The sequence below is a fragment of the Catellatospora bangladeshensis genome (genome assembly GCF_016862575.1).
Taxonomy (GTDB): domain Bacteria; phylum Actinomycetota; class Actinomycetes; order Mycobacteriales; family Micromonosporaceae; genus Catellatospora; species Catellatospora bangladeshensis.
Window position 1 is genome coordinate 31,869 of the sequence record NZ_BONF01000049.1, and the last position, 15,882, is coordinate 47,750.

Consider the following 15,882-nt stretch of genomic DNA (forward strand, 5'->3'; position numbering starts at 1 on the left):
GGAGGTCACCGCCGGGCGGTGAGGAAGTCGTCGACGCGTTCGAGCGCGGCGGGCAGCGAGCTGCGGCCGAGCCCCACCCGCAGCCGGTTGTCGGTCATGTCGAAGATGGTGCCCGGCAGGAACAGGACGCCCTTCTCCCGGGCCACGTCCGCGACGAACGCCTCGACCGGGACGGGCAGCCGCAGCCGCGGGAACGCCATGGGACCGGCCTTGGGCGCGGCCCACTCGAACGCGTCGCTGTGCCCGGCGAAGAAGGACTCCGCGAGCGGAAGATTCGCCAGGATCAGCCGGCGGCTGCGTTCGAGCAGCTGCGGTCCCGCGCGCAGGGCGATGAGCGACAGGATCTCGGCCGGTGCGGAGGCGCACACGGTGGTGTAGTCCTTGAGACGGCGGGCCGCCTCGGTGATCGCCTGGTCGCGGGTGGCCAGCCAGCCGATGCGCAGCCCGGCCAGCCCGTAACCCTTGGACATCACCCCGATGCTGACGGCCTGCTCGTCGAGATCGCAGGCCGCGGGCAGCGTCGTGGCGGGGTCGTACTCGAGGCCGCGGTAGACCTCGTCCGACACGACGGTGACTCCGGCCTCCCGGGCGAGCGCGAGCAGCTGCTCGAACTCCTGACGGCTCGGCAGCGCGCCGGTCGGATTGTGCGGGAAGTTGACGAAGATCGCCTTGGTGTCGGGCCGCAGCGCCTGGCGTACGGCGTCGAGGTCGAGCCGCCAGCCGTGCTCGGCGTCGAGCGCGATCGGCGTGACGCTCGCGCCCAGGGCCGGGGCTATCCGGAACAGCGATTCGAAGGCGGGCCAGACCACCAGCGCGTGATCGCCCGGCTTCAGCAGCACGTGCGCGAGCAGGAAGAGCGCCTCGGCCGCGCCGCCACCGCAGACGGTGACCTCGCCGACCGCCATGCGTGCGTACTGCTCCACGATCGCCTCGCGCAGCAGCGGATGCCCGAGCGTGTCCGTGTACCCGAGATCCAGCTCGTCCCACAGCGCCCTCGCCTCGGGGTCGGCGAGCTGCAGCAGCTCCTGCATCGACAGCCCGTCGACGTCCGAGGCGCACGCGATGTGCTCCACGCCCGCGTCCCACTCGGCGAAGAACTGCTCTACCTTGCAGCGCTCGGGGATCATCGTGCGGCCGTCCGGCTGACGGCGGGCTGTCCCTGGTGCAGCAGCGCCCGGCGGCGGTCCAGGAAGCCGAACATCGCCGGGACCGGGCTGACGATGCGGGGCTGGGCCGCGAGCCGCTCGCGGTGCCGGGCGTTGACCTCCGGCATCTGCGACCAGTGGGTGGCGGGGCTGAGGTGGTGCTCCTGATGGTAGCCGTCGTTAAAGGTCAGGCGGTTGTACAGCCTGCCGTAATGGCTGACCGAGTCGGTCAGGCGGGAGTCGGGGTCCGCGCCGTAGTGCCGGTAGTAGTTCTGCACGTTCACCAGGACCAGCGCGCACGCGAACGCGGGAAGGTAGCAGAACAGCGTCCACTGCCAGGAGATCACCGCGAAGCCGGCCAGCGCGAGGCAGTGCGCGGCCCGGTCGATCTGGATCTGGCGCAGCTCGCGCCGCCTGCGGTCGGGCTGGCGGGAGGCAAGGCGCTGCAGGTTCTCCTCGGCGGACCCCACCGCCCAGACGCGGGTGACCATGGCCAGCTCGCGGGCACGGTCGGCGAGGGAGCCCAGCGCGCCGCCCACGGCGTAGGGCAGCAGCGGCTGGTGCTCGCCGTCCTTGCCCTTCTGATACGTGGACGAGCGGTCGCGCGTCTCGCCGTCGGCGCCCTGCCGGTCGTTGTTGTATCGGTGGTGGTTGCGCACGTGCGTCAGTTCGTACGCCTGCACCGACTGGCCGATGTTGACGGAGTTGAGCGTCGACACCGCGGCGTTCAGCCGGTCGCTGACGAACCACGGCACGTGCGTGAACAGGTGCGACACGACGATGATGTTGTACGCCATCATCATCGTGAGTATCAAACCGAACCCGATCCGAAGTGGAACCGATGCGCCGGACCAGGCGAACGCGGTGAGCACGGTGATTCCGAACTGCGCCACGCTGAGCCCGAGGAGAAGCGCATCCTTCGGCGTGTTCTTCCAGACCTTCACCCGCTGTACCTCCGTGTGCCCCCGCCGGCATCGCCAGGCCGCCACTGTCCACAATGGCTTCGTAAGGTTCGTTGGCACCCGACCCCTTGCATGCCTGTCAGCGAGCTGAAGCCGCATCACCCGAGCGTTCATTGTGTGCTGTGCCAACGGGTTGATCTCGGGTAGCCTACCATCCGGACCACCCGGGTGAGCAGGTCGCGACGACCGAGATGCGAATCCGAGCGATAGGCAGATTCACACGCCTGGAAACGTCGAGAGGTGCTTTCGCCGATGCAGCGGATCCCCGTGATTGGCCCTGAGGGACTGGACCACAGATCGGCGGCCAGGTATCTGCTCGCGCTGGCCGGGCGCCAGAAGGCAGGGGTGATCTGGGCGATCGTGACCTCCGGGATCTGGAACACCAGCCAGGTCTTCATTCCGGTCGCGATCGGATGGGCGGTGGATCGCGGCATCACGCAGGGCGACAGGGGCCAGCTGATCCTGTGGTCCCTCGTCATCCTGGCGCTGGGCCTGGTCCGAGCGGTCGCGGGCACCGTCTTCTACCGCCAGCAGCTCCTCACCGGCACCGCGTCCGGCGCCATGACGATGCACCTGGTGACGCGGCACATCACCAAGCTCGGCGCCTCGCTGCCGCGCGTGGCCGACGTCGGCAACCTGACGGCGACCTGCACGTCGGACGTCACGGCCATCGGCAGCGGGATGCGTCACGTCGGTCGGGTGCTGGGCTCGGTCATCGCGGTCGTCGTGATCACCGTGATCATGCTCATGATCTCGCTGCCGCTCGGGCTGGTGGTGCTGGTGACCGTCCCCGCCGTCGTCGGGCTCAGCGGCCTCCTGCTGCGCCCGCTGCACCGGTACCAGGACGAATACCGGACCCAGCAGGGCCGGCTGGCCGGCCGGGCCGTCGACATCGCCTCCGGGCTGCGGGTGCTGCGCGGCATCGGCGGCGAGCGGCGGTTCGCGAAGGCCTTCCACGCCGACTCGGCGACCCTGCGCGTGGCGGACGTCCAGGTGGCGCGCGCCGAGGCGAACTTCACGGCGACGGATGTCCTCATGCCGGGGGTGATCTCCGTGATCGTCACCTACACCGCCGCCCGATTCGTGCTCAGCGAGCAGGTGACGATCGGCCAGATGGTCGCGTTCTACGCGTTCGCCGTCTTCCTCACGCTGCCCCTGCACGACATCATGGAGGGCGCGAACCAGCTGACGCGCGCGCTGGTCGCCGCCGGCCGGGTGACGAAGCTGCTGAACACGCCGGTGCCGGACCGGGCGAGCCGCGGCGCGGCCCCGGCGGACCGGGGCGAGGTGCATCTGGTCGACCGCGTCTCCGGACTGGACGTCCCGCCGTCGACACTGATGGCGGTCGCCTGCGCGCAATCCCCGGATGCCGAGATGCTGGCCCGGCGGCTGGCCCGGTTCGAGGAGTCCGGCGAGGTCATGCTGGGCGACCAGCCGCTGTCGTCGCTGCCGATCTCGGACGTGCGCGCACGGATCCTGCTGGCCCGCAACAACGACCGGTTCTTCGCCGGCACCGTACGCCGTGAGATCGCGCCCTCGGAGACCACCGGCCCGGACGAGGTCACCGAGGCCCTGCGGATCGCCCACGCGACGGACATCATCGACGCCCTGCCCGACGGCCTCGACACCCCGATGACGGGGCGGGGCAGGACCTTCTCGGGAGGTCAGCTGCAACGGCTGAGGCTGGCCCGGGCACTACTCGCCAAGGAGGCGGACTTCACCTTGCTGGTCGAGCCGACGAACGCCGTCGACGCCTACACCGAGCACTCGATCGCGGCGAACCTGGCCGAGCGCCACCGGTCGGCCTCGCACCGGGCGAGCACGGTCGTGTTCACGGTCAGCCCGCTCCTGCTGCAGCGGGCGCAGCTGGTCGCCTACGTGGTCGACGGCCGGGTGGTGGCGACCGGGCCCCACGCCGAGCTGCTGAGCGGCCACCCCGAGTATCGGCAGCTGATGACCCGTGACGACGCCTCGGTGGTGGGACAGTGAGCGCCCGTCTGCTGCCCGTGGCGGACGGCATCACGGTCCGCCGCTTCCTGTCGGCCGCCGCCGGCCGCCACCGGCGCGGGCTGGCCTGGGTGCTGCTGCTGTACGCGCTGGCCGCGACCTGCGGCCTCGTCGGCCCCCGGCTGCTGGGCGACATCGTCGAGGGCGTACAGGACGGAACGGCGACGGTGGGCACGGTGACCGCCATCGCGGGCGCGCTCACCGGGTTCCTGCTGTTGCAGGGGCTGCTCGCCCGCAACGCGTTCCGCGCCGCCGGCCGCCTGGCCGCGTTCGTCCTGGCCGAGGTCCGCGAGAAGTTCGTCGACGACACGCTCGCGCTTCCGCAGGAGGTGGTGGAGCGGTCCGACGAAGGTGATCTGGTCACCCGCGCGTCGGGGGACGTGGACAAGCTGCGCCGCGCGGCACAGCTGGCGGTGCCCCAGGTCACCGAGGCGCTGGTGTGGCTGGTGCTCAGCGTCGGCGCGCTGCTGCTGGTGTCGTGGCAGCTGTCGCTCGCGGTCCTGATCATCGTGCCGCCGCTGGCGCTGGCCACCCGCTGGTATCTGGCCCGTGCCTACACCGCCTTCCTGCGCGAGGCCGAGGCCTCCGCCGGCATCACCGAGGGCCTGACGGCGACTATCCAGGGCGCTGCCACGGTCGAGGCGTTCGGCCTGGAAGCCGACCGGGTGCGGCGCGCCGAGCACGACGCCCAGGCGTGGTACGAGGCGGTCGACCAGCGGCTGCGGGTGCGGTCGGTGCTGTATGCGGTCCAGGAGTTCCTGTTCGTCCTGCCGCTGACCCCGGCCCTGCTGCTGGGCGGGTACGCCTACACCGAGGGCTGGCTCAACCTGGGCCAGGTCACCGCGGCCACCGTGTACATCCTGCAGATGATGATCCCGCTGGAGACGCTGCTCGACTGGGGCGGGACGCTCCAGATGGGCCGGGCCTCGCTGGCCCGCATCCTCGGCGTCTCGGACACGAAGACCGAGCGGGACCTGCCGGAGCGCGGTGCCGTCCCGGCGGGGGACCTGTCCGTGCGCGCCGTCCGGTTCGCCTACGAGAACGGGCCGGACGTGCTGCACGGCATCGATCTGGCGGTGCGGCCCGGCGAGCGGCTCGCCATCGTCGGCCAGACCGGCAGCGGCAAGTCGACGCTGGCCCGGCTGCTGTCCGGGGTCTACCGCCCGCGCGCGGGCAGCGTCGACGTCTCCGGGACGCCGCTGCACGAGATCTCGCCGTACGAGCTGCGCAAGCACGTGGTGCTGGTGACACAGGAGCAGTACGTCTTCGGGGGCTCGCTGCGGGAGAACCTGGAGCTGTCCGCGGCGCGCGCGGCGCGCGACCCGCAGCCGGGAGCCGACGACGGCGCGCTGTGGGGCGCGCTGAAGGCGGTCGGCGCCGACGACTGGGCCGCCGGCCTGCCCGAGCAGCTGGACACCGCGGTGGGCGCCGGGGGCGAGGACCTCACGGATGCGCAGGCGCAGCAGGTCGCCCTCGCCAGGCTGCTCCTGGCCGACCCGCCGGTGCTGATCCTCGACGAGGCCACCTCGCAGATGGATCCCGGCTCGGCCCGGCACCTCGAACGGGCGCTCGCGACCGTGCTCGAGGGCCGGACCGTCATCGCGATCGCGCACCGCCTGCACACGGCTCACGACGCGGACCGGATCGCGGTCATGGAGAACGGCCGGATCGTCGAGGTCGGCTCCCATGTGGAGCTGCTGGAGCAGAACGGCGCCTACGCCCGGCTGTGGTCCAGCTGGCTATGAGGCGGCGCCGGAATGCCGAGCGTTCCACTGAGACACGAAGTCTTCGATCGTCGGGAACTCCAGCAACGTGAGGATGTCGGTTTCGATGCCCAGCGCCGTGTTCAGCTCGTCGACCAGCTCGATGAGCATCAGCGAGGTCCCGCCGAGGTCGAAGAAGTTCGTGTCGGCGTCCACTTCGGAGACGTCGATCCCGATCACCTTGGCCCAGACCTGCGAGACCTTCTGCTCCTGCAGCAGCATGGACGGCATCCTCCCGTACTTCGGACTGCGTACGGCCGGCGCCACTGGTGGGCGGCGGCTGCCGCTGCCGGATAGGCTGGCACCGGCTCGATCCGCCGGCATGAGGGGAGTGTAGGCGAGTTGTCAACCGATCGACTGCTTCGGGTGATCTCGGGGCCGACAACCGGTTTGCTCGTGTTCGCCTTCCCGCCGTCGGGTTCCGGCCCGTCGTTGTTCCGGCGGTGGCTTCCCTTCCGGCCCTCCGGGCTGGAGCTGGTCGCGATCCACACCCCGGGGCGGGAGAGCCGCTACACCGAGCCCGCGGTGTCGTCGGTCGAGCCACTGGCCGACGAGATCGCCGCCGCGATCGACGAGTACGCAGAACGCCCGTACGTCATCTTCGGGCACAGCGCGGGGGCGCTGCTGGGCCGAGAGGTCGCCCTGCGGCTGCGGCGGCGTTCCCGGCCGCTGAGCCTGTTCATCGCCGCCGGTTCGGCGGCGCCGCACCTGGTCTTCGACTCCGGTCTCGCCGAGGCCGACGACGAGACCCTGCTCGACGCGCTGCGCGACTTCGGCGGCACCCCGGCCGACGTGCTGAGCGCCGAGGCGATCGAGCTGTTCCTGCCGTGCCTGCGAGCCGACATGGCGCTGGCCGACTCCTGCCGCCGGGCCGAGCCGCCGACGGCCGCCGACCGCCTCGACATCCCGATCATCACCATCGCCGGTGTCGACGACCCTGCGGCCGAGTTCCACGGCGACACCTGGGCGCTGTGGACGGACGCCGGGACGGCCGAGCACGTGGTGCCCGGCGGCCACTTCTTCCCGTTCGAGAACCCGGCCGCGGTCCTGGAGATCGTGGCGGGCGCCGGCAGCCGGCCGGGTGGACCCACGGCCGGCTGACCGGGTCGCCGTCAGTCGACGCGGTTCACGAACCCCGCGTCGACCGGGACGTTCGTGCCGGTGATGTAACGGGACTCGTCGGAACACAGGAACGCGACGGTGGCGCTGATGTCGGCCGGCTCCAGCAGCTCGACCGGCATCGCGTTGCGCGAGTGGATGCCGTTGGCGACCTGCGAGGCCAGGAACGCCTGCATGCCGGGGTTGACCGCCATCATGGTGTTCACCGCGGTGGGGTGCACGACGTTGACCCGGATGTTGTCCTCGGCCAGTTCGTTGGCCAGGCCGCGCATGATGCCGACGACGCCGTGCTTGGCCGCGGTGTACGGCCCCGCGCCCGCGCCGCGCAGACCCGCGGTCGAGCCGATGAGGATGATCGAGCCGCCGCGCCCGCCGGCCAGGATGTAGGGGATGGCCGCCTGCGCGGTGTTCCACACGCCGGTCAGGTTCACGTCGATGACGTCGTTCCAGGCCTGGATGTCCTCCTCCAGCGTCGTCATCCGGAACTGGGCGGTGCTGATGCCGGCGTTGGCGACGGCGAAGTCCAGGCGGCCGAGCTGGTCGACGCCCTCCTCCACGGCGCTGCGCAGGCCCACCGCGTCACGCACGTCGGCGACCCGGGCGACCACCCGCCTGCCGAGCGCCTCGACCTGCCGCACCGTTTCGGCGAGGTCCTCCTTCGACGCCATCGGGTAGGGCGCGGAGTCGAAGTCACGGCAGATGTCGACCCCGATGATGTCCGCGCCCTCCTCGGCCAGCCGAATGGCATGACTGCGGCCCTGCCCGCGGCCGATCCCGGTGATGAAAGCGACCTTGCCTTGCAGACGTGACACAGGCTCCCCCGACGTTGGGATTTGATCTGGGCGTTTGTTCGAACGTACCGACATGGTTCGATGGCGGCAACCGTGTCCGGTGTGGAGACGGTCAGCTCGGGCCGGGCGTGGGCGGCACGAGCCCGCTGCGGCTCGTCTTGCCGGACTCCGTGCGCGGCAGGCTCGACACCAGCTGGATGTGCTGCGGGATCATGTAGCGGGGAAGCCTGGTCGCCAGAGCTTTTCTGATGTCGCGGACCGCGCGGCTCGACGCGGCGGGGTCAGCCGGGCCCGCGGCGCCTGCCGTGGGTGGCTCGGCGACGACGTTGGCGAGGAGGCTGGGCGCGGCGCCCGGAGGGCTGTGCAGCGCGACGGCGGCGTCGAACACGCCGGGACAGGCCCGCAGCGACGCCTCGACCTCGCCGAGTTCGATGCGGTGGCCGTTCACCTTCACCTGATCGTCGATGCGCCCGTGGTAGACGTAGCTTCCCGCGTCTTCGTCCCAGCTGGCGAGGTCGCCGGTGCGGAAGCAGCGGGTCGTCGAACCGTCGGGCGACGGCAGGTCGACGAAGCGCTCCCGGTTGAGTTCCGGACGGCCGAGGTAGCCGTCGGTCACGCCCACCCCGTCCAGCAGGATCTCGCCGGGCTCGCCCTTCTCGACCGGCCGCAGGTCCTGGTCCACGAGCCGCATCCGGGAGTGCGCCAGCGGCGTGCCGATCAGCGTGCCGGGCTCGGTTCTGGTGAAGTCGACCGAGGTCATCTCCCGCAGCGTCGAGTGCACCGTCCCCTCGGTGATCCCGTACATGTTCAGGGCGGCCGGTCGCCTCCCCGGCGGCAGCGCCGACAGCCAGCCCGCGACGCAGCCCGGGTCGACCGCCTCCCCGGCGAAGATGACCTGCTGCACCACCAGCTCGTCCTGCGGCCCGGCGCCCGACGCGACGAGGTGCCGGAACACCGTCGGCACCATGCTCAGCACGGTGACCCCGGAGTCCCGGAGGAACTCGACGAACCGCGCCGGGTCCAGCCGCGCCGCCTGCGGGACGGTGACGATGCGGGCACCCGTGAGCAGCGGACCCCACATCTCGAACACCGAGAAGTCGAAGGCGAACGAGTGGAACAGCGACCAGACGTCGGTGGGCGCGAAGCGCATGCACTCGCTCACGGCGTCCATGAGCCCGAGCACCTGGCGATGCTGCATCGGGACGCCCTTCGGCCGTCCGCTCGAACCCGACGTGTAGATGACGTACGCGGGCGAGTCGACGCCCAGCGGCGGGCGGGACGCCGGGCGGCTGCGGGCGTCCGCGCTCGGCATGTCCACGCGCCGCCGGTCCGGTCCCGGATCGATCCCGGGCGCGTCGCCGAGGATCAGCGTCAGCCCCGCGTCCTCCATCACCATGGACAGGCGGGCCTGCGGATACAGCGGATCCAGGGGCACGTAGCCGCAGCCCGCCTTCAGCACCCCGAGGATGGCGGCGATCCAGCGGGAATCGCGCGGCAGCAGGATGCCGATGAGACCGCCCGGCACGGCGCCCGCGGCCAGCAGGTCGGCGCAGACGGCGTCGGACCACTGGTCGAGCTGCGCGTACGTGGTCAGCCGGCCGTCGTCGTCGAGCGCGACCGCGTGCGGCGTCGATCCGGCCTGTCGCTCGAACCGCGAGATCAATGACGTCGGGCCGGTCACAGCATCCCCTCGCCTCGGCCGCAGATCTTGTCGATCGGCAGGTCAGGGTCGTTCAGCGCCGCGTCCAGCGTCGCCGCCAGCTCGGCCTGCCAGTGCGCGGCCGACGCCCGGTCGAAGCGGTCGGCGGCGTACTCGATCTCGCCGACCAGGCCGCCCGGCTCCTGGCGGGCCGTCCACCGCAGCGCCGCCTGCGCCGTGCCGGGGTGGACGAAGTGCTCGGCGATGTCGAGCCCCGCGATGCCGTCCAGGCCGTCCAGCGGCGTGGACTGGAAGGCGAACATCGCCTGGAAGACCGGGTTCTCGCCGGGCCGGGCGCTGCGGGCGGCTCCCTCGACCGCGTCGGCGAACGGCAGCTCCTGGTTCGTCAGCGCCTCGGCCGTGGCCACGTCGGTGCCGGCGACCACCTCGCGGAAGGTCATGCCGCTCGCCAGCCGGGTGCGCACCGCGACCGTGTTCACCAGGTAGCCGACGATGTTCTCGCTGCCCGGACGGTTGCGGCAGGCGACCGGCACGCCGACGACCAGGTCGTCCGCCCCGGTCGTCCGCCGCAGGGTGAGGAACAGCGCGGCGAGCAGGACGGCGAACGGGGTCGACCGGCAACCCTGGGCCACGCGATCGACGGCCGCGGTGTCCAGGAAGCCGGGCGGCAGCTGCGCTGCGAAGCCGTCCGTGCCGACGCGGGCGCCCTCGGCGCGGGCGGTGCCCAGCCGCAGCGGCGCGGGGGCGTCGGCGAGCCTGGCCTGCCAGTAGGACCGCTGCCTGGCGGCCTCCGCCTCCTGCAGCCAGCGTTGCTGCCACAGCACGTAGTCGGCGAACTGCACGGTGACGTCGGGCAGCGAACCGCCCTGGTAGAGCACCGTCAGCTCGCGCCAGAAAACGGCCAGCGACCAGGCGTCGAACACCGCGTGGTGCACGTTGAGCAGCCACAGCCACTCCTCGCCGCCGACCTGGAAGGCGGCCGAGCGCAGCAGAGGCCCCTCGCTCAGCACGAACGGCGCCCGAGCCGCCTCCTGCGCGCGGCCGGCGGCGTCGGCGAAGCCGTCCGCGCGGACGACCTCGGTCCGGACGGGCCCGGCGGGCCGGACGTGCTGCGAGACCGTCCCGCCCTGCCGCACCAGCACCGTACGCAGGGCCTCGTGCCGGGCGACGATCGCGGTCAGCGCCGCGTCCAGGCGCGCGACGTCGAACGGCCCGCGTATCCGGTAGCAGACGGGGATCGAGTACACCGGCTCGCCGCGCAGCACCTGGTCGAGGAACCACAGCGCCTGCTGCCCACGTGAGGCGGGCTGCCACTCGCCGCGCGACGACGTCGGCACGATCGCCCGGCCGGTGGCGCCGCCGCCGCGCTGCTCGGTCACCAGCGCGGCGAGGCCGGCCACGTGCGGAGCCGCGCGCAGCTGCTCGAACGTCAGGGCCACCCCGGTCACCTCGGTGACCCGGCTCAGCACCTGCATACCGCGCAGCGAGTCGCCGCCGATGGTGAAGAAGTCCTCGTGCCGGTCGGTCACCGGCGCGTCGAGGACGTCGGCGACGACCATCGCGACGGCGCGTTCGAGGACCGTCATCGCCGGAGCCTCGGCGCTCGCGGGCCGGGTCCGCGCGACCGGCGGCAGCGCGGCGCGGGACACCTTGCCGTTGAGGGGCGAGCGCGGGATCTTCTCCAGCAGCACGATCGTCTTGGGCAGCATCGCGTCCGGCAGCCGCCCGGCGAGCCCCGCCCGGACCTCGCCCTCCGACACGTCGGGCCCGGCCTCGACGTAGGCGACGAGGAACGATCCTCGGGGCGGGTCGTCGACGACGATCGCGACGGCGTCCTTCACCCCGTCGAGCTGGTGCAGCGCGCTCTCCACCTGCCCGAGTTCGACGCGCTGGCCGCGGATCTTCACCTGGCGGTCGGAGCGGCCGAGGAAGGAGATCGTGCCGTCGGCCGCCTGGGCCGCCCGGTCGCCGGTGCGGTACATGCGCGCACCGGGTGGGCCCTGCGGGTCGGGCCGGAAACGGTCGGCGGTCATCGCGGGAGCGCCGTAGTAGCCTCGCGTCACCGGCGGGCCGCCCACCCACAGGTCGCCGGAGTCGCCTTCCGGGACCGGCCGCAGGTCCTCGTCGAGGATGTAGAGCGCCGCCCGCGCGAACGGGCGGCCGAGCGACACCAGGGCGTAGCCGGAGCCGTCTGAGCTGCCGACGCCGTCGCGGGCGGGGTGGTGCAGCGCGACGCTGATCGAGGTCTCGGTCGGCCCGTAGTCGGACACCCAGTTGATCCGGTCCGCGCCGGGGACGCGATACCACGCCTCCAGCTTGTCGACGAGGATCTTGTCGCCGCCGATGAACACGGTGCGCAGCGTCGGGGGAAGGTGCACCGTGCCGGTCGTCAGGTCGTCGACCCACAGGTGCCAGTACGCGCTGGGCAGGCTCACCATCGTCACGGCGAGCCGCTCGATGAGGTCGGTCAGCTCCTGGCTGGTGAACTTGCGGCTGGCCGGCATGACCACCGCGCCACCGGCCAGCCAGCCCGGCAGGATCTCCTCCAGCGCGGCGTCGAAGGCCATCGCCGTGGACTGCAGCACCCTGTCCTGCGGGCCCAGCGACAGCTGCTCACGCAGCGCCAGCCCGTGGTTGGCGAAGCTGGCGTGGTTGACCGCGACCAGCTTGGGCTTGCCGGTCGAGCCCGAGGTGAACACGCAGTACGCGAGGTTCGCCGGGACGGTCTCGGCCGAGGGCGCGACCGCCGGGTGACCCGACAGGTCGAGGCCGGCGAGGTCGATCGTGCGCACTCCGGCGAGGTCCACCGCGACGGGCCCGTTGGCGATGAGCAGGGTGACCCCGGCGTCGGTGAGCATGCCCTCGGCGACGTCGCGCGGCAGCGACGAGTCGATGGGCACGTACGCCCCACCGGCCTTCCAGATCGCCAGCATCGACACCAGGAGCAGCGGCGACGGCTCCATGCTCACGCCGACCAGGCGCTCGGGACCGACGCCGTGCTCGGCGAGCAGACCGGCCAGGGACGAAGCGCGCTGGTCGAGTTCGCGGTAGGTGTGGCTGCCGCCGTCCCAGGCGACCGCGACCGCGTCCGGAGTCCGGCGGGCCTGCGCCTCGATCAGACGGTGCACCAGGTGCTCGGTCATGCCGACCTGCCTCTCCATACTGGGCGTGAGGGCCGCGACATCCGGGTTCACAGGTAGGAGCGCAGCTCACCGCGGCGGCGGACGTCGACCGTCGCGCAGTGGAACGAGCCGCCGAAGCTGTTGAAGTTGCGGAACGGGCAGGGGATCGGGGTGATGCCCCAGCTCTCGGCCAGCCGCATCATCGGCTCGTCCTGCGCCTCGACGACCATGCGCTGCTCGTCGATCATCAGCACGTTCATGTTGATCCACTTGCTGGTCATGTAGAGCGGGTGGCCGTCGGGGATGACCGGCGCGGGTGCGGCCCGCACCTCCCAGTCCTTGAACAGGTCGGGCACCTGCGGCACGCGCTCCGCCTGGATCAGCAGCTTGCCGGGGGCCAGCGGCATCAGGCTCGCGTCGATGTGCATCGGGTGGTCGTCGTTCAGCACCACCTCGTGGACGCGGTACTCGTCGCCGAGATGGCGGCGCAGCCACTCGATGCCCATGCCGTTCGTGACGTGACTGCGCTGGCCGAAGATGTCGCGTCCACACCGGACGAAGTCGGCGGCGTCGAAGGTCGGCTCGAACTCGGTGATGACCGAGCGGAACGGCTCGCCGTCCGGCTGATCGATCCAGTCCGCGTGGTACAGCTCGTCGGACAGCTCGGGCTTGGGTGGCGAGGTCCAGCGGGCGCCCTGCCGGAAGTACTCCTTGAGCAGCGGCCGGTACGCCGAGGCCGAGTGGTGCCGGGAGCGCCAGGCCATCGGCGCCTCGATGACGTCGTTGCCGACGACGAGCAGCAGGTCGCGCGGCATCGCGTCGTACAGCCCCGTGCTCTGCCAGCCGGGGCCGCCGAAGGAGGCGGCGTGATCGCGTGGTTCGGGGCGGCGCACCGTGACGCCCTCGCGCTCGAGGATGTCCACGAACTGGTCCAGCTCGTCACGCGCGGCGGCCACCTGGTCGGCCGGGAACGGCTGCCCGGCCCGCTGCTGGAACACCTCGCGCTGCGCGGCCGACAGCGGCGCACCGACGGCGACATGCCACGGCGGGAAGTGGGCGTTGTCGACGATGCCGACGATCACTTCCTCGAGCGGATCCCATTCGTTGAAACAGGAAACCGGGCATCGCACCTCGGTAGCGACATCGGAATCACGCATGGTTTCGGTCCCCCCATTGGCTCGAGTGTCACGTGCAGGCTCACCGTCGCGCAGGCGCACGGCTCCGCCGCGCTCCGCTGCGCGTGGCCACGGGGACAACCTACATCGTGATCACCCGGAGATCGAGACTCATCGGACACCGGAATCATCGACTACTCTCAGTGAAACAATGAAACATCCACACTCGGCGGTGCCCGTGCGGCCGCGTAGGATGTCGCTTCCGTTGCGGCGTTCTCGCAGGTCACGCCGGGTGTTCCGAACGCCGCCGCCGCTTGGCTATACAGTGGGCGCGGCTTCGACCGCGTGCTGCCGGGTGAGGATTGGAATTCATGTCAGACGTTCCCGCGCCTTCCGACGTCCTCGACGCGTATCAGGGTCTGCCGATCCGGCTGGATGCATCCACATTGGATCTGTCGGGCGATCTGATCGCATGTGGAGACGAGGCGCTGTTCGAGACCGTTCGGCAGCTGGGTGACGACCTCGGCCGCCCCGTGGCGCGCGTCAGCACCGCGGACGGCCGGCTGCCGGACGGATCCGAACCCTCCTCGGTGCTGCTTTTCGCGTTGCGCCACGGATTCTCCGCGGAGCTGGCCCGCAGGTGGGTGGACTCGTCGCTGCGGTCGGGGATCCCACTCGGGCTCGTGCTCGTCGACGACGTCGCTGACGCGCGGTTCCAGGCGTCGAAGCTCCGGCTCGCGCACACGCGCATCCTGCCCGGTGATGACGGCGTCATCGACTCGATCGGCGGATTCTGCGGGAAGTCCGACGACCTCGCCGCCGCCCGCCCCGAGCGGCTGAGCTCGGTCCTGGCCTCGCCCTGGCGGATGCTCGGCATCGTCGGCCACTCCGACCTGGGCCACATGGGCCTGGGCTCGCACCTCATCTGCGGCGCCACCGGCCCGGAGCAGTCCGCCGGACGGCCGCTGGCCGACGGCTGCGATCCGGACCGGGGCGTCTGCCGGTGTATGACGCAGTACCTGCGCACCGCCGTCCCGGCGGCGTCGCTGCGGGCCGCCGTCGTCGCCCTGATGGGCTGCATGACGTTCGACGCCGCGACGAACGAGTTCTCGTCCACCAACAGCCTGTGCGCGAGCGCGCTGCGCGGCCGGCCCGTCGCGGTTATCGCAATGCTCGGCGACCTCGATCCCCGCTTCGACGCCGTCGGGCAGTGCGCGCGTTCGCTGGCCGAGGGCCTCAGTCTCGGCGCCGCGGTCCAGCGTCTCAACCGCGGCCACCAGATACCGACCGGGTACGGCTTCGCGCTGGTCGGTGATCCGGCGCTGCGATTCGCGCCCGGCGCACCGGCGGCGGCCGAGGTCACGCCGGCCGGCGCCGCCGACTGCGGCGACCTCGCCGCGCCGCTGCTCGACAGGTGCCGGGAGGCGCTCGGCCACGGCAGGCGAGCCGACCGCATCCGGCGGGTGCTGCTCAAAGTAAGCGACAGGTCGCTGAACGACGAGCTCGAGGACGCGCTGGAAGCGCTCGACCGCGCCCGCGAGCAGGTCGACGACGCCGCCTGGAGCGCCGTCGAGCTGCTCCACGAGAACGTCGACCACCGGATCTGGCAGGATCCCGGCCGCCTCATGACGCGATTGGACAAGGCGATCGGGCGCTGGGACGAGGCCTTCGCCGCGGCGGCGGCCCTCGTCCCGGGAAACGACATGTACCTGGCCCTGCACGCATTCCACCGGCTGGACAGCCACGGCCTTGAGGGCTCGTGCCCGCGCTGCGGGTCGGAGCTGGGCGTCTTCCGGTACACCGATCCCGAACTGGCGCACTGGCAGCGGATCGCCGCCAAGTGCTGGCAGTGCGGCCCGATCCGCGAGGCGGCGCAGTCCGGTCCGGATCTGTCGATCGCGGTAAGCGGCACGTACGAGCCGGGGGCTTCGATGCGGCCGCGGCTGACCGCGCGTGCCGCGCCCGAGTGGCAGGACCGCGCTGGCCACCTGGTGGTCGTGCTCCACGATCGCCTGACCGAGGAGGTCCTGTCCACGTTCCAGGCCGAGTGCACCCTCGCCGAGCTGCCTGACATCGTGCTGGAGACGGCCGCGAAAGGCCGCAGCGACCTGCAGATCGTGTGGGCGGTGTGGGTGAGCGGGATGACGGTTTCATTCACCGCGACCAGGGTGCCGGTCACCCGGACGATTTACTGAGCC

11 protein-coding genes are annotated in these 15,882 nt (G+C 71.6%); 4 read left to right on the forward strand and 7 right to left on the reverse strand.

Going from position 1 to position 15,882, the window contains the following annotated elements; genetic code table 11:
* Positions 1-5 precede the first annotated feature (5 nt).
* Positions 6-1,127, reverse strand: a complete 1,122-nt coding sequence (locus Cba03nite_RS34575; RefSeq protein ID WP_203755766.1) for an aminotransferase class I/II-fold pyridoxal phosphate-dependent enzyme — start codon at positions 1,125-1,127, stop codon at positions 6-8.
* Positions 1,124-2,089, reverse strand: coding sequence for a fatty acid desaturase family protein (locus tag Cba03nite_RS34580; RefSeq protein ID WP_239126237.1), 966 nt, complete (start codon positions 2,087-2,089; stop codon positions 1,124-1,126). Before Cba03nite_RS34580 ends, Cba03nite_RS34575 begins: the two co-directional genes overlap by 4 nt.
* 285 nt (positions 2,090-2,374) lie before the next feature.
* On the opposite strand from Cba03nite_RS34580, the gene Cba03nite_RS34585 reads away from it, so the two are divergent.
* Together Cba03nite_RS34585 and Cba03nite_RS34590 are read left to right on the forward strand one after the other, a co-directional pair.
* Positions 2,375-4,096, forward strand: coding sequence for an ABC transporter transmembrane domain-containing protein (locus Cba03nite_RS34585; RefSeq protein ID WP_203755771.1), 1,722 nt, complete (start codon positions 2,375-2,377; stop codon positions 4,094-4,096).
* Positions 4,093-5,859 carry an ABC transporter ATP-binding protein gene (locus tag Cba03nite_RS34590; protein ID WP_203755773.1) on the forward strand — a complete coding sequence of 589 codons (1,767 nt, stop codon included), beginning with the start codon at positions 4,093-4,095 and terminating at the stop codon, positions 5,857-5,859. The genes Cba03nite_RS34585 and Cba03nite_RS34590 overlap by 4 nt, the downstream gene beginning before the upstream one ends.
* Here Cba03nite_RS34590 and Cba03nite_RS34595 read toward each other — a convergent pair.
* Positions 5,854-6,099 carry an acyl carrier protein gene (locus tag Cba03nite_RS34595; protein WP_203755774.1) on the reverse strand — a complete coding sequence of 82 codons (246 nt, stop codon included), beginning with the start codon at positions 6,097-6,099 and terminating at the stop codon, positions 5,854-5,856. The genes Cba03nite_RS34590 and Cba03nite_RS34595 overlap by 6 nt on opposite strands.
* A gap of 174 nt (positions 6,100-6,273) precedes the next feature.
* On the opposite strand from Cba03nite_RS34595, the gene Cba03nite_RS34600 reads away from it, so the two are divergent.
* A complete protein-coding gene (locus Cba03nite_RS34600; RefSeq protein ID WP_203755775.1) occupies positions 6,274-6,978 on the forward strand; it encodes a thioesterase II family protein in 705 nt (234 codons plus the stop codon).
* A gap of 11 nt (positions 6,979-6,989) precedes the next feature.
* Here the strand turns inward: Cba03nite_RS34600 and Cba03nite_RS34605 are convergent, their stop codons facing one another.
* The 4 genes from Cba03nite_RS34605 to Cba03nite_RS34620 form a co-directional block, all read right to left on the reverse strand.
* Positions 6,990-7,808, reverse strand: coding sequence for a mycofactocin-coupled SDR family oxidoreductase (locus Cba03nite_RS34605; protein WP_239126238.1), 819 nt, complete (start codon positions 7,806-7,808; stop codon positions 6,990-6,992).
* A gap of 91 nt (positions 7,809-7,899) precedes the next feature.
* Entirely contained in the window at positions 7,900-9,468 is a 1,569-nt protein-coding gene (locus Cba03nite_RS34610) for an amino acid adenylation domain-containing protein (RefSeq protein WP_203755777.1), read from the reverse strand.
* Entirely contained in the window at positions 9,465-12,590 is a 3,126-nt protein-coding gene (locus Cba03nite_RS34615; protein WP_203755778.1) for a non-ribosomal peptide synthetase, read from the reverse strand. Before Cba03nite_RS34615 ends, Cba03nite_RS34610 begins: the two co-directional genes overlap by 4 nt.
* A 47-nt stretch (positions 12,591-12,637) precedes the next feature.
* Positions 12,638-13,651, reverse strand: a complete 1,014-nt coding sequence (locus Cba03nite_RS34620; RefSeq protein ID WP_239126239.1) for an amidinotransferase — start codon at positions 13,649-13,651, stop codon at positions 12,638-12,640.
* Between the two features lie 404 nt (positions 13,652-14,055).
* Between Cba03nite_RS34620 and Cba03nite_RS34625 the strand changes: the two genes are divergently transcribed.
* Positions 14,056-15,879, forward strand: coding sequence for a hypothetical protein (locus Cba03nite_RS34625; RefSeq protein WP_203755782.1), 1,824 nt, complete (start codon positions 14,056-14,058; stop codon positions 15,877-15,879).
* The last annotated feature ends 3 nt before the right edge of the window (positions 15,880-15,882 follow it).

Coding starts and splice junctions, on each gene's coding strand:
- Cba03nite_RS34575 (WP_203755766.1), bottom strand. CDS start 1,127: ATGATCCCCGAGCGCTGCAAGGTAGAGCAGTTCTTCGCCGAGTGGGAC.
- Cba03nite_RS34595 (WP_203755774.1), bottom strand. CDS start 6,099: ATGCTGCTGCAGGAGCAGAAGGTCTCGCAGGTCTGGGCCAAGGTGATC.
- Cba03nite_RS34615 (WP_203755778.1), bottom strand. CDS start 12,590: ATGACCGAGCACCTGGTGCACCGTCTGATCGAGGCGCAGGCCCGCCGG.
- Cba03nite_RS34625 (WP_203755782.1), top strand. CDS start 14,056: ATGTCAGACGTTCCCGCGCCTTCCGACGTCCTCGACGCGTATCAGGGT.